Below are 19421 nucleotides of genomic sequence, written 5' to 3'. Positions count from 1 at the left end.
GACAGCTACAGCGCTGTGGTGTCGAACAACCGTGTCCAATCGACATCGACAGCGGACACCTGTAGCTTTTTTGACAGTTTTCAGCGGGGATGCGGCGATTCGCAATGCGGGACGCTGTGCCACGCGCAGAGACTTCTTTCATCGGTGGTGGGAATTTTGGCATTGACGCCCATGATGCAGCAATACCTTGAGATTAAAAATCAGCACCCGGACGCACTCCTGATGTTTCGGCTCGGTGATTTTTATGAGCTCTTTTTCGACGACGCTGTCACTGCCAGCAAAGTCCTGGACATCACGCTCACAGGGCGCGACGCCGGAAGTCAAGGGCGAGTACCGATGTGCGGCGTTCCATTTCACGCGGCAGAACAATATATCGACCGTCTCGTAGACCAGGGGTTTTGCGTAGCCATCTGCGAACAGCTGGAAGACCCCAAGCAAACCAAAGGGCTGGTGAAGCGAGATGTCGTGCGCATTGTAACCCCAGGTACCACTTTGCGAGACGAAGGTAGTGCCCATCGGATTCTGGCTGCGGTCGTCCAGAGGCGGGGGGGTTACGGCATCGGCATGGGGGACGTGTCTACGGGCGACACGTGGTATGCGGAGGTCGCAGGGGACGGACTTCGAGAATTATTGTCCCAGTGGACACCAGCCGAGGTGTTGGTTTACGACAGTCAGTACGAACATCCAGATTTCCAGGCCATCGTCGATTGGTGTAAAGACAACGGGAGTCGATTGGGACGATTGCCCGAAGGACGCCATGCGTCGCAGGCGGCGTACGAGAATCTGTACCGACAGTTTGCGGTCACAAGCTTGGTACCGCTTGGATTGGACACATCGCCCATCGCGGCAGAAGCGCTCGGGCTGATGTTGTCTTACGTCGAAGAAACGCAGCGCCAGCACCTCGTGCACATGCGCACACCCAAAAACGTGGCGAGCCGCGGGTACTTGGTCGTGGACTACACAGCACAACGCAACCTGGAGCTGATTGAGAGCAGTCGGGGTCGGCAAAAGAAGGGATCCTTGTACGGGTTGTTGGATGCCACCGAGACTGCCATGGGCTCTCGCCTCTTACGCGCATGGATTGAGCGGCCACTGGCAGACAAGGCGGCCATCGATGAGCGATTGGATGGCGTAGCTACGCTTGTGGAAGACGTGTTTTTGCGCGAATCGTTGCGGGAACTTTTGCGCGACGTGTATGATCTCGACCGCCTTGCAGGACGTATTTCGTTTGGTACGGCCAATGCTAGAGATCTTCGTGCCATCGGGCAGTCCTTGTCAAAGTTGCCGCGGATTGTGGAACTGTTATCACCGACGTCGAGTGATTTGCTCCGGTCTACTGTCTCGCGCATCCCCGATTTTTCGGAGTTGGTGAGTGAGATTGACCACTACATTGTGGACCAACCTCCACTTGGGCTGAAAGAGGGCGGGCTGATTCGCCCGGGCGCGGACGCGGAGTTGGACAGGCTTCGGTCGATGAACACCTCTGCCAAGGAGTGGCTGGCCAACCTCGAACAAAGAGAACGCGAACGTACCGGTATTCGTTCGCTGAAAATCGGATACAACAAGGTGTTTGGTTACTACATTGAGGTTTCCAAAGCGAATGTCCACCTGGTACCCGCTGAATACGAGCGACGCCAGACCCTCGCGTCCAGTGAACGTTATACGTTGCCCGAATTGAAGGTACAGGAAGCGAACATCTTAAACGCCGAAGAGCGGAGTTTGGAGCGAGAGTACGAACTGTTTTGCGAGCTCCGCGACAAGACGTTGCAGAGGTTGCGCGACATTCAACTCGCGTCGGAGTGCATCGCTGCCATTGACGCCCTCTGCGCGATGGCTACGGTGTCGATTCGATTCAACTACACGAGACCGACCATCCGTAATGAACGAGGCATCCACATTGTTCAGGGACGCCACCCAGTGGTGGAAGCTGCATCGCCCGGAACGTTTGTACCGAATGACGTGTCGCTGGGTGAGGACAGCGATTTGATGCTGATTACCGGTCCGAACATGGCCGGGAAGAGCACGTACATGCGCCAGACGGCGTTGATTGTTCTGATGGCGCACATCGGCTGTTTTGTGCCCGCGCGAGAAGCCGTTGTCGGGTTGGTGGATAGAATTTTCACTCGCATCGGCGCTTCGGACGACCTTTCCGCTGGTCAGAGCACGTTTATGGTGGAAATGGTCGAACTGGCGCAGATTCTTCGTCAGGCGACGGATAGGAGCTTGGTGTTGCTCGACGAAATTGGCCGTGGGACAAGCACCTACGACGGCATGAGCATTGCGGAAGCCGTGATGGAAGCGCTGCTGGAACCGGGTCGCCGTCCGCTCACCCTGTTTGCCACGCACTACCACGAACTGACGGCGAAGGCTGAAGCACTGGAGGGTGCCGCCAATTACTCGGTGCTGGTGCGCGAGACAGAGGAAGGTATTTCCTTCCTGCACACCGTTGTGCCACGTCCGGCAGACAAGAGTTACGGGATTCAGGTAGCGAAACTCGCCGGCATCCCAGAGTCCGTCATTGCTCGTGCGACGGAGTTGCTGCAAGTCCGGGAGACGGCCTCGTCTGCGCTAGAGAACGAACATCACGTCCGCGAAGCGGCCGCCGCAGAAGAGCCGGTGGAAGACGCACCGTTGCCCTTATTTCATTGGAAACAGGAAGCGCTGCTTCAGCAGCTTGCAAACACGCGAGTGGAAACGCTGACGCCGCTGATGGCCATCAATCTCTTAGATGAACTGGTACAACAGGCGAAGGAGGTTGTGTCATGGGGCAAATCCAAATCCTTCCCGACATCCTAGCGAATCAAATCGCAGCGGGGGAAGTCGTGGAGCGACCGGCCTCTTGCGTGAAGGAGCTGCTGGAAAACAGCCTGGACGCCGGAGCTAAGTCCATCTACGTGTCACTCGAGGAAGGCGGCATTGCCAGCATGACCGTCCAGGATGACGGTTGTGGTATGGACGAAGAGGACGCAAGACTCGCGTTTGCTCGCCACGCCACGAGTAAAATCAAGCACCAGCGCGACCTCTTTCGCATTGCGACCCTTGGCTTTCGGGGAGAAGCGTTGGCGTCCATCGCGGCCGTAGCGCGAGTGACATTGCAGACGCGACCGCACGAAAGCTCTCACGGCATACAGGTGGTTGTGGAAGGCGGAGACGTGGTCGTAGAGTCGACCCCGATTGGGATGCCGCCCGGAACGAAAATTGAAGTCCGGGACCTTTTTTACAACACCCCTGCTCGCCTGAAATACTTGCGATCCGTTGCGACCGAACAGGCCCGTTGCATCGACGTCGTACATCAGGCGGCGCTCGCAAGGCCGGACGTCGCATTTCGATGTGACGTCAGCGGTCACACCGTGTTTCGCACGAGCGGACGGGGAGACGTATTGGACGTGCTGGCTGCCTTGTACGGCGTGGGCGAGGCCAAGCAGTTCTTGCGCATTGCGAAGGAGTCAGCCGATTACAAGGTGACCGGATGGGTGGGCCGTCCGACCCAGTCGAAGTCCAGCCGAAGCCACGCCCGCCTGTACATCAACCAGCGTCCCATACGGAATATCGCCATCCATCAGGCTGTGGTGGCTGGCTACGGGCATCGCTTGATGGTCGGCAAACATCCGATGTACGCCATTCATATTCAGATGGATCCGACGTTGGTCGATGTCAACATCCATCCACACAAAGCGGAAGTCCGGTTCAGTGAGGAGCGGGACCTGGTACAACTGGTCCAACAAGCGGTACATGAGGCCTTGGACGAAGCGTTTTTGGTACCGACAGTGTCATTGCCGGGAGGGAAACCTGCGCAACGTCCGCAACCATCCGTACAGACTCAACTCTCGTTCAGTGCCACAGAGCAAAAGCCGTCGTATCATATACCGCCCGCTCCCGCGCGAGAAGCATACGCTCATACACACCTGGAGACCGCAGTGACGTCGACACAAGGTTCTCGCGTCAACGGCAGGCCGCAAGGGGAAGGGCGAGTGTCCGGCGACGCGTGGAAGCGGGTTTTGTTGCCGAACCCGGAATTCTCGGATGCGCAAGCCGACAAGACGGATTTGGCGGTGTCTCAGGAATCGTCCGCAGTGTACGAGGACTCGGCGTCGACACAGTCCCCGTCTGCCTCCGTGGAACCGCGCCCATCCGATTGGAAGTTGCGGCCCATTGGACAAGCGCTCGGTATGTACATTGTCGCCGACGACGGGGAGAACCTTTATATCATTGACCAGCACGCAGCCCACGAGCGGGTGCTCTACGAAAAGTTCAGCAAGCGCATGCAGGAGACCGAAGTGCAGTCCATTCAACTGCTTACTCCGCTGACCTTGACACTGTCTGGACAGCAATTCACGGCTGTGCACGACAATATGGAGTTACTCGCGGAGATGGGTCTCGTGTTTGAACCGTTTGGGGGTCGCGAGGTGTTGTTGCGGAGCATCCCAGGTATATGGGAGGGGCTGGACTACCCCCGCCTCGTCGATGACTTCTTACAAGCGCTGGCCGAGGCGACCGGCAAGTCAGATGTTCGCGATGTACTGCGGGAACGCGTGGTCACCAAGGCCTGTAAAGCGGCTGTCAAGGCCAACGAATACCTATCCAGCATGGAGATTGACGCTTTGTGCGAGGCGTTGTCGACGTTGGAGGATCCATTCCACTGTCCGCATGGCCGACCCGTCTTTATTCGACTTTCTTCGCACGACCTGGAAAAGGAGTTTCGGCGCATTGTCTAGTTCCATCGGTCAGAGGAATCCCGGTATGGCTGATTGGCCGTTGGCGTTGGTTGCGACCACGCCGGTGCGTGTGGATGGAGCCAATGTGGAGCGTATGGAGCGCGTAGCGAAGTGGTTCGGATGTAAAACCATCTCGCGGAGGAAAGACAGCTTGGCCTCCATTTTCCGAAAATCCTGCGCCGACGCGGTGATTGTAGCGGACGAGCCAATACGCATCTTCTTCAGGGAAGATCTCGACCACCCGCTGTTTTTTCACCCAGGGATGGCCCATCAACGCATCTCGCAACTGCGTAAGGGAGGTGCGGATCGGCTTGTGACGGTGGCCAATGTGCAGGCCGGCGACGTGGTCCTCGACGCGACCATGGGACTGGGCAGCGATAGCTTGGTCTTGGCAGAAGCGGTGGGGCCAAACGGCCGCGTCATCGCTGTGGAGTCATCTCTGTTGCTGGCCAGGTTATTCCAGTACGCACAGGTGTACGAAAGACACTTGCACCCGTTTGTGGTGGAAGCATTGGAGCGCGTGGAGGTCCACGTCGGCAATCACCTCGAGCTGCTTCGAGCGATGGACGAGGGTGCGGTGGATATTGTCTATTTTGACCCCATGTTTCGCAGCCCTCTGCACAATGCGTCGTCCAATTTGGAGAGTGCTCGGTCCATCACCAACCCTTCGCCGCTGTCACACGAGGCCTGGGAGGCAGCGAAAAGGGTTGCACGTAGGGCAGTGGTGTTGAAAGAACGACCTGGTTTTGGTGAATTTGAGCGGTTTGGCGTGGTGCCAGACAAACCGCGTGCAAAGTTTGCTTTCGGCGTATGGAGGAAGGAGAACCGTCATGGATGTCAGTAAGCCGCCTGTACTGTGTATCGTCGGCCCCACGGCCACCGGAAAGAGTGCGCTGGGGATTGAGCTGGCCAAGCATCTGTCAGGAGAGGTGCTGTCGGCTGACTCGATGCAGGTGTATCGGGGGATGGACATTGGGACGGCGAAAGTCACCCGGGAGGAGCAACAAGGGGTTCCACACCACTTGTTGGACCTCGTGTCTCCCGACGTGCGTTTTACCGTCGCCGACTGGGTGCAACGTGCGGATGCGGCCATTTCGGAGATTCACGCGCGGGGAAATCTTCCCATCGTGGTCGGAGGAACTGGGCTCTACATTCGCGCTATCACGGAAGACCTGTCGTTTGCAGAGGAGGAGGGTTCTGAAGAGGTTCGTCGGCGCTGGTTCTCCTATTTACAGCAGCACGGACCGGAAGCGCTGCACCAGGCGCTTCGCGAACGTGATCCGGCCTCTGCAGCGCGACTTCACCCAAACGATACGCGGCGCGTCATTCGCGCGCTGGAAGTGTTCGAATTGGGGGGGAAGCCCTTATCCGCGCACTACGACTGGCGAGTGAAAGGTGGCCGGTATTGGACGGAGCAATTCGGATTAACTGCGGATAGGGAAGTGCTGTATGAACGCGTGAACGCACGTGTGGATAGAATGATGGAAATCGGGCTGTTGGAGGAAGTCGCAGAGTTGCGACGCCTTGGGTACCACCGGAATCTCACGTCCATGCAGGCGATTGGCTACAAGGAACTGCTGACCTATCTGGACGGGGAAGTCTCACTCGAGCAAGCCGTGGCGGATATCAAAATGGCAACTCGCCGCTTCGTCAAACGCCAACTTTCGTGGTTCCGGCGCGATCCCCGCGTGCGTTGGTTGCACTTGGACGAAAAAGGTGGTATTCGTAGCGACGATTTACAAGACATTTTGACAATTGGGCGGCAAATGTTAGCAGGAATTCGGAACGCCAGCCGAGAATAAGTGTTAAGTACGACTCTGTGGTGAAAGAAGGGCACATCCATGAGCAAACAACCTATCAACATTCAAGATACGTTTTTGAATCAGATTCGGAAGGACAAAGTCCTGGTGACAGTGTATCTGGTCAACGGATTTCAAATAAGGGGCATGGTGAAAGCCTTTGACAACTTCACCATTGTGCTCGAAGCCGACGGGAAGCAACAGATGATTTACAAACACGCCATTTCCACGTTCACGCCGGTGCGCAGTGTCTCCTTGAACCTGGAGCAAAACAATGGGGAGTAATTGGTGAATTTTGTGAGTAAAAAGTGTGCAAAACGGCGTTGACAACGATGTTTTGGATGTGTTAACTTATATCTCGTCGCGGCGCCAGCGTAGCTCAGCAGGTAGAGCAACTGACTTGTAATCAGTAGGTCGCAGGTTCGATTCCTGTCGCTGGCTCCACTACGGAGGGGTACCAAAGTGGCCAAATGGGGCGGACTGTAAATCCGTTGCGAAAGCTTCGAAGGTTCGAATCCTTCCCCCTCCACCAGATGCCGTGTAACACGGCGATAGGGGCGTAGTTCAGCTGGTAGAACGGCGGTCTCCAAAACCGCATGTCGTGGGTTCGAATCCTGCCGCCCCTGCCATGGTGAGTATGGCGAAGTGGTTAACGCACCGGATTGTGGTTCCGGCATTCGTGGGTTCGATTCCCACTACTCACCCCACATCTTGATGGGGAGTAGCCAAGTGGTAAGGCAACGGACTTTGACTCCGTCATGCGAAGGTTCGAACCCTTCCTCCCCAGCCAACGGTCCTTTGGACCGCAATATGTGCCCGTAGCTCAGCTGGATAGAGCGCTTGACTACGAATCAAGAGGTCGGGAGTTCGAATCTCTCCGGGCACGCCACGGAGCATAGCGCAGCTTGGTAGCGCGCCTGCCTTGGGAGCAGGAGGTCGTGGGTTCAAATCCCGCTGCTCCGACCAACCCTCGTATTGCACGGTTTCCGTGTATTTTGTAGGGTTTGCAGGTGGTTATGGGGGTATAGCTCAGTTGGGAGAGCACCTGCCTTGCAAGCAGGGGGTCGTCGGTTCGAATCCGTCTACCTCCACCATCATACCTGCGTAAGGTAGAGATGTGGATCGTTTCGCTCTCACGCCCACGCAGAAATGTTGTTGATATTCCTCGATAGCTCAGCGGTAGAGCATCCGGCTGTTAACCGGAGGGTCGTAGGTTCGAATCCTACTCGGGGAGCCAGTGCTCCCATAGCTCAGTCGGCAGAGCGCATCCATGGTAAGGATGAGGTCATCGGTTCAAATCCGATTGGGAGCTCCACTGATGATGGCCCCATGGTCAAGTGGTTAAGACACCGCCCTTTCACGGCGGTAACAGGGGTTCGAATCCCCTTGGGGTCACCAAGTTGAATTTCGTGTTGCGTGGTCCTGCGTGACTGCGGGCGGTTAGCTCAGTTGGGAGAGCACCTGCCTTACAAGCAGGGGGTCAGCGGTTCGAGCCCGTTACCGCCCACCAATGTGGAGTGATGGCCGAGTAGGTCGAAGGCGCTCGCCTGCTAAGCGAGTATACGGGTAATACCGTATCGACGGTTCGAATCCGTCTCACTCCGCCATATCGGTGTTTGAAGAGAGTCTCGCGTTGTCGAGGCTCTCTTTTTCTATTTGTAGAGTCGTTTGAAGTGTACGTGGTGTTGCGGTTTTCAAGTTCGGTACGATTGTTGTTCAAGTCGTGTGTTCGCATGGTATGGGCACGCCCGGGGAAGTCTACCGAGGAGAATGAACGGCGGAAAGGCGGACTGTACGGCATGACGACTGCCATGGAGCGCGCGGAACAAACCAATATATCGTCTGACTTACACGAGAATGTCCGTTTTGTGAACGATTTACTTGGCATCGGTACGACGTGGGACATCATACAAAAACCGTTCCGATTTGGGGACGTCCACATGGCTACGTATATCATGAACGGTTTCTTCATGACCACGCACGTCTTAATCTTGCTGCAAAACTTCGAAAAAACAGTAGGAGATTTCGTGCGTGAACGCAAGTCAGACCAAGGATTCAGCGTTCACGAGCTTATGGAGTATCTCAACACCCATCTACCGTTCGTGCAGGTGCAAGTGGTCGACAAAATGTCGGACGCGATTCGGTTCATCCTATCCGGCCCAATGGTCACGTTCATCGACGGGTGTCAGGATGTCCTACTTGTGGACACTCGAGTTTACCCCATGCGAAGCATCAGCACGCCACAAGTAGAGCGCGTCATTCGGGGGCCGCAGGATGCCTTTACGGAGACCATGCTCATGAACGTGGCTATGATTCGAAGACGTCTTCGCGATCCACGCCTGCGCATTGAACTCATGCAGGTTGGAACGCGGTCGCAGACTGACGTGAGTTTACTGTATTTGCAGGATGTCACCAACGAGAATCTGGTCGATGATATTCGGAAGAAGCTCAAGGCCATCAACGTAGACGCGTTGGCGATGGCGGATCAAGCGGTGACGGAGTTGATTGGAAATGTGAAGTGGAATCCGTACCCGATTGTGCGTTTTACCGAGCGGCCAGACGTTGCAACGACGGCGTTGTTGGATGGGCACGTGCTCATTGTGGTGGATACGAGTCCGGAAGTGATCATCGCGCCTATCACGTTCTTTCAGCATTTGCAGCATCCCGAAGAATACCACTCCAATCCTGCCCTCGGCACCTTCCTCCGATGGGTGATTCTACTCGCGGTCATCTCCAGTATATTCATGCCGGGTGTGTTCTTGGTGGTGAACGCCCACCCAGACATCATGCCAAAACAGCTGAATTTTTTCATCGCCAGCAGGGCGGATCCATTACCGCTCTGGGTTGAGCTGATTGTCGCTGACATCGCATTGGACATATTGCGCTTGGCGCTTGTCAACACGCCGGCCACTTTAGCTTCCGGCGTGAGTATTGTAGCAGCGCTCTTGTTTGGTCAATTTTCAACGCAGATTCACTTGTTGCAGCCCGAAGTCTTGGTGTACATGGGGTTTGTGATGACTGCTCAATTTGCCACAACATCGTTTGAGTTGGCCATGGCGAACGAACTTTCGCGATATTGGATTATTGTCTGTACAGCGCTGTTTCGGGGGTGGGGCCTTCTCTTCGCAACCGTGGTGTGGTTCGTTGTTTTGTCCCGGACGAAGTCGTTTGGCATTCCCTACTTGTGGCCGCTCATACCGTTTCAGTGGAGGAACGGGATGCGTGAGATTTTGTTTCGGCGGCCCATCTCGTCCGTCACGGGCAGGCCGCCTGTCTTCAAACCCAAACACATGCGCCGCAAAGGCTGAGGTGGCGCGTACTCGCAGTTCCCGGTCTGACAAACCGGGATTTTTTATTGACTTCGGGCTTGGATATGGGCCATCACCCAGAACGCTCCTGCTGCATACGTTATCCTGCGCGCACATTCCAGATAAGGGCTGTGTACCAACCACCGGCCCACGATGGGATTGGGCTCGAACTGAGGTGATGGATGTTGCCGGTGGAAACCAAGCGAAACAACACGCGGACGTCTTCGGCGAACAGCGTGGTGGACCAGTATCGCCAAGGACAAATTGCGCTGTCCGAAGCGCTGCAAATGATGAGTGGGAATTCGCAAATGGCAGAGACCGTTCGACCAGGGGTTTCTAAGGAACGCCTTCACTCCATTCTGGGAGAACTGGATGAACTGGTGGGATTACATCAAGTGAAGTCCATCGTACGCGAGATCTTCGCGTACCTGTACATGCAGCAGCGACGGCAACAGCTCCATTTGAAATCCGAGCCTGTCGTCCTGCACATGGTGTTCAAGGGAAATCCTGGAACTGGAAAGACGACGGTCGCTCGTTTGTTGGCGAAGATGTTTCATGAGTGCGGCATGCTCGAGAAAGGCCATCTAGTAGAGGTAGAACGCGCCGATTTGGTGGGTGAATACATTGGTCACACAGCGCAAAAGACGCGGGAAATGGTGAAAAAAGCGCTCGGTGGAGTCCTCTTCATCGACGAAGCGTACTCCCTTGCCCGGGGGGGCGAGAAGGACTTCGGAAGAGAGGCCATCGATTGTCTGGTGAAGAGCATGGAAGATTACCGAGACCAGTTCATCGCGATTATCGCTGGTTACGAACAGGAGATGGAGTGGTTTCTGTCAACGAATCCGGGACTGCCGAGCCGGTTTCCGATTCACTTGACGTTCCCAAACTACGACATCAGATCTTTGGTCGAGATTGCACGGCGCAATGCTGCGGGTCGACAGTACACCATTAGCGCAGAGGCCGAACTCAAACTTCGCCGCCACCTGGAGTCTGTGGTTCAGGGACGAAGCGGACGGAATTTTAGCAATGCCCGGTTTGTTCGAAACCTCGTAGAGCGCGCCATTCGTCAGCATGCGGTCCGGTTGTTTGACGTCGTGGAGATCAATCGTGAGGCGGCAATGACGCTGCAACCCCAAGACTTCCGATGGGAGGGAATTGCAACGTGAACCGAGGGTTAATTATTGGTAAGACCAATGTGGGTAAGACGTTGTTCTGCATCCATTTTGCCAGATACATGGGGATAAAGGAATTACAGTGGCTGATGGAGCGCACGGACGGACGAACCGAACACAAACGCATGTCACTCTCGGAAGCGGAAGCGACGCTGTCCGGGCCCGTCCCCCATCGGACACGTAACTTGCAATCGGTCGCCGTCGATTTTCCGCGTGGCAAGGGAAGACATCAGCTGTTGCTTTCGGACACAACGGGGTTGACAGACGGCATCCATCCGGAGGCTGAGGTCCGGGAGGCCATGGCCCAGACGCTGAAAGCCATGATGACTGCCCGAGTCATTCTTCATGTCGTAGATGCATCCGACATTGGAAAGCACACTTCTCACGCCGCGGGGAGGCCTGCGTTTGGTTCCACATGGGACGCCCTGGATGAACAGCTGTCGAATTTCGGGACTCTCCAATCCGGCTACCTGATTCTTGCCAACAAGATGGACCTTCCAGACGCGAAGCAGGGCTATCGCCACCTATGCCAGCGGTTCTCGAGGCACCGCGTCATTCCGATTTCAGCGCTGTACGGAACTGGGTTTCGGGAGGTGAAACAACATGTATGGCGATTTGCTTGAAGTCGGGCGAACGCTTCTGTGCCTTGTACTGGCCGGTGCGACCATCAAACTGATGGATGATTACCTGGACGCTGAGTACGATATCTGCCGCGGAAAGCACACGCTGGCGGTCAAGCTGTCGCGAGGTACCCTGCCGTACGCGCTTGTGCTCGGCTTGTTGGCTGCGTACCTCAACCTTGACATCACGATTTCCGTCTTCTTCGGAAGTTACGCGGCCGGGATGCTCACAACCTGGCGGGAGAAACTGCCTACGCGGGTACCCGCATTCATCGAAATCATCGTTGCGTTCGGGTTGTCGACGCTATTGGTTGGATGGCACATCGCTCTGTGGGGCGCGTGCTTGATGGCGATGTTTGACTGGTTGGATGATCTTGTGGATCGGATGACTGACCACAAGACGGGGCAGCGCAACATGGCTTTGCGTATCGGCGTGGTGGAAACGACATTGTTGACCCTGATTGTAATGTGCGCTGCCATCCTGTTGAACGCGTGGTGGACGGCACTCGGGTTCATTGCCCTGACAATGCTCACGATGTTGTCGGAAGCGACCACGAGCACACTGTGGCAAGCCTTGGACGAAGACAATGGGGTACACTTGTAATGTCTGCGGAAGTCATCATCATCGGTTGGTTGGCTGTCTGTTTTGTGGGTTTGTTTGCCTATTCCATTGGCCGCCGTATGGGGCACAAGGAGGGGCGCTCCGCGGCCCTTTGCGAGGCGCCACTGCGACTGCGGATGGACGCCTTGGAGAAAGGGAACTGTCCTATCTGTAACAGCGTGTCCACTCACGCGACGTGGTACAATGAGCGCGAAGAGGTGATCAGGTGACCGAGACGACAGTGCAAAGTGTGGTGATTGGGTGCCGACGCAATCCAAGCGAGAGCGAACAAGCCTTTCGTGCCAGACTGGACGAACTGGTGGGTCTGTGCGAAGCCGCCGGTGGCCAGGTGGTGGAGGCATTTGTCCAGGTTCGTCGCAGCGTGGACGCCGGACTCTATCTTGGTTCCGGTAAAGTGGCGGAAATGGCCCAATGGATTGCCGAAAGAGAAGTCGACGTCGTGGTGTTCGACGGTGAATTGAGCCCAGGACAAGTGCGGAATCTCGAGGCGCAGCTAGGCTGTCGCGTCATTGACCGGACGCAGCTCATCTTGGATATTTTCGCGCTGCGCGCTCGTTCTCGCGAAGGGCGATTGCAGGTTGAAATTGCCCAGTTGCAGTACTTACTTCCGCGTCTAACCGGCCGAGGTGTTGAGATGTCTCGGTTGGGGGGCGGTATCGGTACGAGAGGCCCCGGTGAAACCAAGCTGGAGACGGACCGACGTCGCATTCGCCAACGCATCGACCATCTTCGCGCTGCGCTCAAACAAATACACACCTACCGGGCGACACAGCGAAGCAAACGGGCCAAGTCCGTTCCGGTCGTGGCGCTGGTAGGCTACACCAACGCAGGCAAGTCCACCTTGTTGCAGAGGTGGACGGCGGACAAAGGTACCAAGCCCGCGATGCAGGGTCAGGATCGCCTATTTGACACACTCCAACCAGTGGCTCGCAAAGTACGCTGCGGACCCACCGCTGACATCGTGCTTCTGGATACCGTCGGGTTTGTGCAAGACTTGCCACATCTACTGGTGGAGGCGTTTCGCGCGACACTCGAAGAAGTCCTGGCAGCCGACTTAATTGTCCACGTCGTGGACGGTGCCACGCCTTTGCAGCAGCGGATGTCTGCGACATACAACGTGCTGCAAGAGATTCACGCCTTGGACAAGCCCGTGATTACGTTTTTCAACAAGATGGATCTCGCTCTGACACCGCCGCCGCCCGACATGCGTGCTGTCCTCAGCCTACATGGTTCTGCTGCAACGGGTTTGAACATGGATGCACTGTACGCAGCGGTTGAACGACAACTTGGGCTCGACCGGGTGGAACTGGTGGTTCGCGGTCCAACGTCTTCTGTGTTGTCAGTGGAGTTCGCTAAACTCGGGGCGGTCGTGGACGTTCGGCCGGTGGATGACGCGCACATAGAGGCCACGGTGGCCGTGGAGCGGCGCTCGGCCAGGAATGTGTTGCAGTGGATGGTCGCAGATAGAGGATTCGATGTGGCGTGGAAGGAAGGCCTTCCGCCGTCGTAAGACGCGAAGGTCTTGGTGAAGGGAGTTTGAAATGGAATTGATCAACAAAGCTCGTGAACTGGTCGCACACTCGGAGCAGTGCGTTCAGTCGGCGTTTCAGGATGTGGACGCGATTGCGAAACACAATCAGAGAAAGGTGCTGGAGGCGTTTTGGCAGGAGAAAGTGAGCGCCGCTGACTTTCAAGGTTCCACCGGGTATGGTCTTTCTGATGAAGGCCGAGACAAACTGGAGAGAATATACGCGCGCGTCTTTGGTGCGGAAGCCGCTTTGGTGAGACCGCAAATTGTCTCGGGAACCCACGCGTTGAAACTGATGCTGTTCGGTGTGCTACGCCCCGGAGATCACCTTTTGTTTGCGACTGGAGCTCCGTACGACACGCTGGAGGCGGTGGTGGGCATTCGCCCGGCAGTAGGCAGCCTTGCAGAGTGGGGCATCCAGCACACGATTGTCTCGCTTGGGGCTGACGGATCCATCGATGTGGAGGCGGTCCTGGGTGCACTCCGGGACAATACGAAAGTGGTCATGTTTCAGCGGTCGCGCGGATACAGCGACAGACCCGCGTTGTCCGTGTCCGCGCTCGAGCAGGCATTTGCGGCTGTACGCAAACGTCGGCCGGACGTGTGCATCGCTGTCGACAATTGTTATGGGGAATTCGTGGAGCGGTTTGAACCGACCGACGTCGGGGCAGACTTAGCCGCAGGTTCCCTCATTAAGAATCCGGGGGCGGGCATCGCATCCACAGGTGGGTATATTGTGGGCAAAGCGCGCTGGATGGAAGGGATTGCAGCGGGGCTTACGGCACCTGGGGTGGGTGCGGAAGCGGGCCCGACGCATTCGTTTCTGCGCGAGTTCTATCAGGCACTGTTCCTGGCGCCCCACACCGTCAGCCAAGCGGTCAAAAGTTCCATTTTAGCGTCTCATGTGCTGGCATCGCTGGGACTGGAAGTGTCACCTGCGTGGGATGAACCGAGATCCGATATCATTGTGACCGCCAAGTTCGGGTCGCGCGCTCGTCTGTTGGCTTTCTGCCGGGCGGTACAGAGTAGCGCCCCCGTAGACTCTTACGTGCGTCCAGAAGCCGCGCCGATGGCCGGATACGAAGACGATGTTGTGATGGCTGCAGGCGCATTTGTACAAGGGGGATCGCTCGAATTGTCTGCAGATGCGCCAATGCGCGAGCCGTACATTGGGTACATGCAGGGGGGCCTGACATACGAACATGCCTACATTGCGATAGAAAAGATAGCGGCGTCACTCATGTTGACGAATTGATGTAAGTAAATCTTACATATGTATTGCGCGATGCCCGTGTTCAGTGTTACGATGTCTGCGACCAGGTACTTGGAGGGGAACGCTTGTGGACCTTCACGCGAGAAAGCAAATGCCGCTGTTTCCCATAGGGATTGTTCAGAAACTTACGGGTTTGTCTGCACGGCAAATTCGTTATTACGAACAACATGGGTTGGTGAAACCGGCGCGAAGTGAAGGTAACCAACGCTTGTTTTCGTTCCACGATGTCGAGCGTCTGCTCGAAGTACGCAGTTGGCTCGACCGAGGACTCAACATGGCAGGCGTGAAGGCGCAGTTGGCTCGAGGGGCGAACGGGACCTCGGACGCAAAGCGGAATGAACCTACAGACCGAGACCTGTACAAGTGGATGCAGCAGCAAATGCTAGGTCGCCCCGACGCTGGGAGTCATGAATTTCAAGGTGAGCTCTCCAGATTTTATCGCCGGAAGTGACCCGCGGAAGCTACATAGGCAGAGGAGGACTGTCGATGCGCAAGCAGTACAGTAAGGAAGAAATCTTGGCATTTGCCAAGGACAACGACGTTCGATTCGTTCGACTGCAGTTTACGGATCTGCTCGGCGTCATCAAGAACGTGGAGATTCCGGTGGACGAACTGCCGAAGGCGCTGGACAACAAAATCATGTTCGACGGCTCTTCGATTGAAGGGTTTGTACGGATTGAAGAATCCGACATGTACCTCGTGCCAGACCTGTCCACATGGCTGATCTTCCCTTGGACGGAAGGACAGGGGAAAGTGGCCCGCCTGATCTGCGACGTCTATCTTCCGGGCGGTGAACCGTTTCCTGGTGATCCACGCGGCGTCTTGAAACGCGTCCTGAACGAAGCGCGCCAAATGGGCTTCGATTCGTTCAACGTTGGTCCAGAGCCGGAATTCTTTCTGTTTAAACTGGACAGCAACGGACGTCCGACGCCAGAGGTCAACGACGAAGGCGGGTACTTCGACTGGGCACCGCTCGACTTGGGCGGAAACTGCCGTCGCGAGATTGTCGTGACGCTCGAGGAAATGGGCTTCGAAATCGAGGCGTCTCACCACGAAGTGGCTCCAGGCCAGCATGAAATCGACTTTAAGTACGCAGATGCGGTTGAAGCAGCCGACAACATTGCGACATTTCGACTGGTTGTGAAAACCATTGCGCGGAAACACGGGCTGCACGCAACCTTCATGCCAAAGCCGGTGTATGGGATCAACGGATCCGGCATGCATTGCCATATGTCGCTGTTCAAGGGCGGCAAAAATGCGTTCTATGATGAGAACGACGAACTTGGATTGAGCGAAACCGCTCGTCAATTCCTGGCCGGTATTCTGGAACACGCGCCGGCATTTACAGCCATCTGTAATCCGCTGGTGAACTCGTACAAGCGACTGGTGCCGGGCTATGAAGCACCGTGCTACGTAGCGTGGTCCGCGAAGAACCGCTCTCCGCTCGTTCGCGTGCCTGCCGCTCGTGGGCTCAGCACGCGCATCGAAGTGCGTAGCCCAGATCCATCTGGAAATCCGTACCTCGCCATTGCAGCGATGCTCGCAGCGGGACTCGACGGTATCCGCCGCGAACTGCCGCTTGTACCGCCGACCAACCGCAACATCTACATCATGAGCGATGAAGAAAAGGAAACAGCGGGCATTCGCAGCTTACCGGAAAACTTGGGCAAGGCTCTTGAAGAACTCGCGAAAGATGAAGTCATCGTCTCGGCACTGGGCGAACACGTCTACACGCACTTTGTTGAAGCGAAGACCATTGAGTGGAACATGTTCCGCACGCAAGTGACAGAGTGGGAACGGGAGCAGTACATCAATAATTATTAAGCGTTGCGCGGGAACACGCCAGTTGGACCGTCGTGGCGCTCCTTCCCGGTGAAGGCGTCGCGATGTGTACCTGGAATCGCCGCACGTCATTCAGCCACCCTCGATATCGCGAGGGTGGTTTTTTGTTGTTCATATATGTTGTGTGCTCGTCGATTTCATGCAGTATATGGCCAGTTCAGTGACGGTACGAAAATCTGCATTTGTATCGGTGGAGTATGGACGTGTATCCCCGTGGCACGTTCCAAGGCATGTCTGTAGAGATCTGATCACTGAGGGACACAGTCTCTCAGCGTTCCGTTTCGCTTTGCTCGAGGCTATCCTCAAAACGAAAAGAGCTTCCTAGACGAAGGTCGTCACGGAAGCTCTCGGCGTCACACGGGAACACAGTACGAAATTAGTGTAGTTGACGGAAGACACCTATCACTTTTCCGAGAATGGACACATTGTGGTAGCGCAGGGGTTCCATATTCGGGTTCTCGGGTTGCAACCGAATGTGATCCGTTTCTTTGAAAAACCTCTTCACGGTTGCTTCATCATCCTCAGTCATGGCAACCACAATGTCCCCGTTGTTCGCGTAATCTTGGCGGCGAACGATGACAAAGTCTCCGTCAAAGATACCTGCGTCAATCATGCTGTCGCCTTGTACTCTTAACAGGTACACGTCGTCATTTTTGGCCATGCTCCTCGGCAGGGGGAAATAGTCCTCCACGTTTTCAACGGCGGTAATGGGCTGGCCGGCCGTAACCTTCCCCACAATGGGAACCATGACCGCAGATTCCGGGGATAACGATGCGCTGTCGGAGGCAGAATCGTCCAGCAATTCGATGGCTCTCGGTTTGGTGGGGTCGCGCCGCAAATATCCTTTCACTTGTAACCGTTCGAGATGCCCGTGAACCGTCGAACTCGAAGCTAGACCAACCGCCTCGCCAATTTCGCGCACGGACGGTGGGTATCCCTTTTCACGGACGTTTTGGCGAATAAAATCCAATATCGCTTGTTGTCGCTCAGACAGCTTCGTCAATGCAATACTCCTCCGATTCACTGAACTTGGTAACAGTATACCAACGCACCCTAGTGTTTGCAAACGTTTGTTCGCATGCGGCTTGACGGAACGTATGTTCGTATATATAATCTCCAACAGAACAAATGTTCGTGAGGGGGATTATTGATGTACCATCGGCATCATGGCGCGCATCGCAAGAACAGGAGGAGTCGGCTTGCAGGGATTCTCCTGTTGTACGCAGTGTGTTGGACCGTTGGCATTGGGTTGTTGTGCCATCAGTCGGGGAGTGTTGCATCTGCGTATACGAAGCGCAGCTCGTACATTGTGGAACAAGGGGATACCCTTTGGTCCATTGCGTCTCATTTGACACATGGCGGAGATCCTCGAGGCGTTGTAGATGAAATGATGGAAATGAATCATTTGCAGTCGGCGGACCTGCATCCGGGAGATAGGCTGGTTTTACCCAACCCCTGAGGCATGCATGTTAAGGGTGATTCCCATGGGAATGATGAAAAGCGCCATGGTCCGGCACTTTTCACCACATTCCGACTGAATCACGCGTATACCCGCATATTCGAAAGCCAGTGAATGATTTACGGTATGAGGTGCAACCGTTTGAGGGCGAGGTAGACTCCATTCTCATAGGCTGGTGCTGTCTCAAGTTTGGCGTGCTTTTTGACTTCGTCAGTGGCATTTCCCATCGCCACAGAGACACCCAATTCTTGAAACATCCGTATATCGTTACCTCCGTCACCGATGTGCATTGCGCGTTCTTTTGAAATGTTCCATCGATGGAGAAGTGCCGTCGCCCCGTGAATTTTGTCGCAGCCCCGCTTCTGCAGATCTACGGCCTCATCATGCCATCGGTATAGCAAACATTCTGGGAATTCGTTTTGTACTTTCTGGTCCCACGTTCCGCTCATGAACAAATTCATTTGGTAGATCTGTTCTTCGGCTGCGGTCCATTCGTTTCGCGAGACTCGTTGCAGCGGTGGATACTTGAACGATTCGATGATGGGCAGGTATTTGTCGGGAAGCGGATGAAAGACCAGTGTTCGGGACAGGGAGTGCAGTATGATGGGAATGTCGTTCCGCTCGCTGAAATTAATTGCACGCTGTACGACATCTTCCTCCATCGGACTAGATAAGACAACGTCGCCGTCCGAAATGGCTAAGCCCCCATTAAAGTACGTGGCGTGCGAAATGTTCAGTGTCTGTTGCACTTCGGTGGTGTGTAGGATGGAGCGTCCTGTGCACAGCGCGACACGTATGTTTTGTCTTTGGAGCAGCCGAACAGCCTCCTTGGCGCTCTCAATCAATGTTCCGTCGTAAAAGATGGTCCCATCGATGTCTAAAAACACAGCTTCGATGGTCCGTTGATGTCCATGATGATCCACATTTCCCACTCCCAGCTGACACGGACTTCAGGCTTAGCCTGCTACCTCTACTTCGCCCATTATACGGTGGGGAATTTCTTTGCGTCAAAACAGCGTTTGCGACCGCCCGTCTCGTGCGAAGTGGCCGTTGACCGTTAGACACCGACGGTGAAATCAAGTA

At 55.6% G+C, this 19421-nt stretch carries 17 protein-coding genes and 13 tRNA genes; 28 read left to right on the top strand and 2 right to left on the bottom strand.

Annotated elements, in window-relative coordinates:
• Positions 1-156 precede the first annotated feature (156 nt).
• From mutS to glnA, 27 genes are all read left to right on the top strand, one after another.
• On the top strand, positions 157-2796 hold the full coding sequence (gene mutS, locus YWK_RS0114620) for a DNA mismatch repair protein MutS (protein WP_026965375.1): 2640 nt from the start codon (positions 157-159) through the stop codon (positions 2794-2796).
• Complete coding sequence (gene mutL, locus YWK_RS0114615) at positions 2763-4715, top strand: DNA mismatch repair endonuclease MutL (protein WP_026965374.1); 1953 nt, start codon at positions 2763-2765, stop codon at positions 4713-4715. Before mutS ends, mutL begins: the two co-directional genes overlap by 34 nt.
• On the top strand, positions 4708-5559 hold the full coding sequence (locus tag YWK_RS0114610) for a class I SAM-dependent methyltransferase (RefSeq protein ID WP_169727193.1): 852 nt from the start codon (positions 4708-4710) through the stop codon (positions 5557-5559). Before mutL ends, YWK_RS0114610 begins: the two co-directional genes overlap by 8 nt.
• Positions 5546-6517, top strand: coding sequence for a tRNA (adenosine(37)-N6)-dimethylallyltransferase MiaA (miaA, locus tag YWK_RS0114605; protein ID WP_026965372.1), 972 nt, complete (start codon positions 5546-5548; stop codon positions 6515-6517). Before YWK_RS0114610 ends, miaA begins: the two co-directional genes overlap by 14 nt.
• A gap of 39 nt (positions 6518-6556) precedes the next feature.
• Positions 6557-6799, top strand: coding sequence for an RNA chaperone Hfq (hfq, locus tag YWK_RS0114600; protein WP_026965371.1), 243 nt, complete (start codon positions 6557-6559; stop codon positions 6797-6799).
• 83 nt (positions 6800-6882) lie between these two features.
• Positions 6883-6958, top strand: a tRNA-Thr gene (locus YWK_RS0114595).
• A 4-nt stretch (positions 6959-6962) separates the two neighbouring features.
• Positions 6963-7046, top strand: a tRNA-Tyr gene (locus YWK_RS0114590).
• Positions 7047-7067: 21 nt separating this feature from the next.
• A tRNA-Trp gene (locus YWK_RS0114585) sits at positions 7068-7143 on the top strand.
• A 2-nt stretch (positions 7144-7145) separates the two neighbouring features.
• Positions 7146-7221: transfer RNA gene (locus tag YWK_RS0114580), tRNA-His, on the top strand.
• Positions 7222-7229: 8 nt separating this feature from the next.
• A tRNA-Gln gene (locus YWK_RS0114575) sits at positions 7230-7304 on the top strand.
• Between the two features lie 22 nt (positions 7305-7326).
• Positions 7327-7403, top strand: a tRNA-Arg gene (locus tag YWK_RS0114570).
• Positions 7404-7480: transfer RNA gene (locus YWK_RS0114565), tRNA-Pro, on the top strand. It abuts the tRNA gene before it with no gap.
• Positions 7481-7532: 52 nt separating this feature from the next.
• Positions 7533-7608 (top strand) — tRNA-Ala (locus YWK_RS0114560).
• Positions 7609-7676: 68 nt separating this feature from the next.
• Positions 7677-7751 (top strand) — tRNA-Asn (locus tag YWK_RS0114555).
• Positions 7752-7753: 2 nt separating this feature from the next.
• Positions 7754-7829: transfer RNA gene (locus YWK_RS0114550), tRNA-Thr, on the top strand.
• Between the two features lie 8 nt (positions 7830-7837).
• Positions 7838-7912 (top strand) — tRNA-Glu (locus YWK_RS0114545).
• A gap of 36 nt (positions 7913-7948) precedes the next feature.
• Positions 7949-8024: transfer RNA gene (locus YWK_RS0114540), tRNA-Val, on the top strand.
• 4 nt (positions 8025-8028) lie between these two features.
• Positions 8029-8121: transfer RNA gene (locus YWK_RS0114535), tRNA-Ser, on the top strand.
• Between the two features lie 66 nt (positions 8122-8187).
• Positions 8188-9822, top strand: coding sequence for a spore germination protein (locus YWK_RS0114530; protein ID WP_245578630.1), 1635 nt, complete (start codon positions 8188-8190; stop codon positions 9820-9822).
• 182 nt (positions 9823-10004) lie between these two features.
• Entirely contained in the window at positions 10005-10988 is a 984-nt protein-coding gene (locus YWK_RS0114525) for an AAA family ATPase (RefSeq protein WP_026965369.1), read from the top strand.
• Complete coding sequence (locus YWK_RS0114520; RefSeq protein WP_035467181.1) at positions 10985-11617, top strand: GTPase; 633 nt, start codon at positions 10985-10987, stop codon at positions 11615-11617. Before YWK_RS0114525 ends, YWK_RS0114520 begins: the two co-directional genes overlap by 4 nt.
• Positions 11598-12218 carry a UbiA prenyltransferase family protein gene (locus tag YWK_RS20140; RefSeq protein WP_051375627.1) on the top strand — a complete coding sequence of 207 codons (621 nt, stop codon included), beginning with the start codon at positions 11598-11600 and terminating at the stop codon, positions 12216-12218. Before YWK_RS0114520 ends, YWK_RS20140 begins: the two co-directional genes overlap by 20 nt.
• A complete protein-coding gene (locus YWK_RS0114510; protein WP_026965367.1) occupies positions 12218-12445 on the top strand; it encodes a hypothetical protein in 228 nt (75 codons plus the stop codon). The genes YWK_RS20140 and YWK_RS0114510 overlap by 1 nt, the downstream gene beginning before the upstream one ends.
• Positions 12442-13746 carry a GTPase HflX gene (gene hflX / locus YWK_RS20135; RefSeq protein ID WP_245578628.1) on the top strand — a complete coding sequence of 435 codons (1305 nt, stop codon included), beginning with the start codon at positions 12442-12444 and terminating at the stop codon, positions 13744-13746. The genes YWK_RS0114510 and hflX overlap by 4 nt, the downstream gene beginning before the upstream one ends.
• Before the next feature lie 31 nt (positions 13747-13777).
• The gene (locus YWK_RS20130; RefSeq protein WP_035467180.1) at positions 13778-15019 is read left to right on the top strand and encodes a methionine gamma-lyase family protein; all 1242 of its coding nucleotides are present in this window, start codon (positions 13778-13780) and stop codon (positions 15017-15019) included.
• A gap of 85 nt (positions 15020-15104) precedes the next feature.
• Complete coding sequence (locus YWK_RS0114495) at positions 15105-15488, top strand: MerR family transcriptional regulator (RefSeq protein WP_026965366.1); 384 nt, start codon at positions 15105-15107, stop codon at positions 15486-15488.
• A 35-nt stretch (positions 15489-15523) separates the two neighbouring features.
• Complete coding sequence (gene glnA, locus YWK_RS0114490) at positions 15524-16861, top strand: type I glutamate--ammonia ligase (protein ID WP_026965365.1); 1338 nt, start codon at positions 15524-15526, stop codon at positions 16859-16861.
• 394 nt (positions 16862-17255) lie between these two features.
• Here the strand turns inward: glnA and lexA are convergent, their stop codons facing one another.
• On the bottom strand, positions 17256-17882 hold the full coding sequence (lexA, locus tag YWK_RS0114485; protein ID WP_026965364.1) for a transcriptional repressor LexA: 627 nt from the start codon (positions 17880-17882) through the stop codon (positions 17256-17258).
• Positions 17883-18029: 147 nt separating this feature from the next.
• On the opposite strand from lexA, the gene YWK_RS20125 reads away from it, so the two are divergent.
• Positions 18030-18338, top strand: coding sequence for a LysM peptidoglycan-binding domain-containing protein (locus YWK_RS20125; protein WP_035467179.1), 309 nt, complete (start codon positions 18030-18032; stop codon positions 18336-18338).
• Between the two features lie 119 nt (positions 18339-18457).
• Here the strand turns inward: YWK_RS20125 and YWK_RS0114475 are convergent, their stop codons facing one another.
• Positions 18458-19261, bottom strand: a complete 804-nt coding sequence (locus tag YWK_RS0114475; RefSeq protein ID WP_035467177.1) for an HAD family hydrolase — start codon at positions 19259-19261, stop codon at positions 18458-18460.
• Positions 19262-19421 lie beyond the last annotated feature (160 nt).

The sequence above is a fragment of the Alicyclobacillus pomorum DSM 14955 genome (assembly GCF_000472905.1).
In the GTDB taxonomy this organism is placed as follows: Bacteria; Bacillota; Bacilli; order Alicyclobacillales; family Alicyclobacillaceae; genus Alicyclobacillus_A; species Alicyclobacillus_A pomorum.
The sequence above is the reverse complement of the archived record's forward strand: the minus strand, read 5'-3'. Positions and strand labels throughout refer to the sequence as shown.

What these genes read in the sequence shown, in the direction of transcription:
- mutL (WP_026965374.1), top strand. Translation starts at nt 2,763, where the DNA reads ATGGGGCAAATCCAAATCCTTCCCGACATCCTAGCGAATCAAATCGCA.
- miaA (WP_026965372.1), top strand. Translation starts at nt 5,546, where the DNA reads ATGGATGTCAGTAAGCCGCCTGTACTGTGTATCGTCGGCCCCACGGCC.
- hfq (WP_026965371.1), top strand. Translation starts at nt 6,557, where the DNA reads ATGAGCAAACAACCTATCAACATTCAAGATACGTTTTTGAATCAGATT.
- YWK_RS0114525 (WP_026965369.1), top strand. Translation starts at nt 10,005, where the DNA reads ATGTTGCCGGTGGAAACCAAGCGAAACAACACGCGGACGTCTTCGGCG.
- YWK_RS20140 (WP_051375627.1), top strand. Translation starts at nt 11,598, where the DNA reads ATGTATGGCGATTTGCTTGAAGTCGGGCGAACGCTTCTGTGCCTTGTA.
- YWK_RS0114510 (WP_026965367.1), top strand. Translation starts at nt 12,218, where the DNA reads ATGTCTGCGGAAGTCATCATCATCGGTTGGTTGGCTGTCTGTTTTGTG.
- YWK_RS20130 (WP_035467180.1), top strand. Translation starts at nt 13,778, where the DNA reads ATGGAATTGATCAACAAAGCTCGTGAACTGGTCGCACACTCGGAGCAG.
- glnA (WP_026965365.1), top strand. Translation starts at nt 15,524, where the DNA reads ATGCGCAAGCAGTACAGTAAGGAAGAAATCTTGGCATTTGCCAAGGAC.
- YWK_RS20125 (WP_035467179.1), top strand. Translation starts at nt 18,030, where the DNA reads ATGTACCATCGGCATCATGGCGCGCATCGCAAGAACAGGAGGAGTCGG.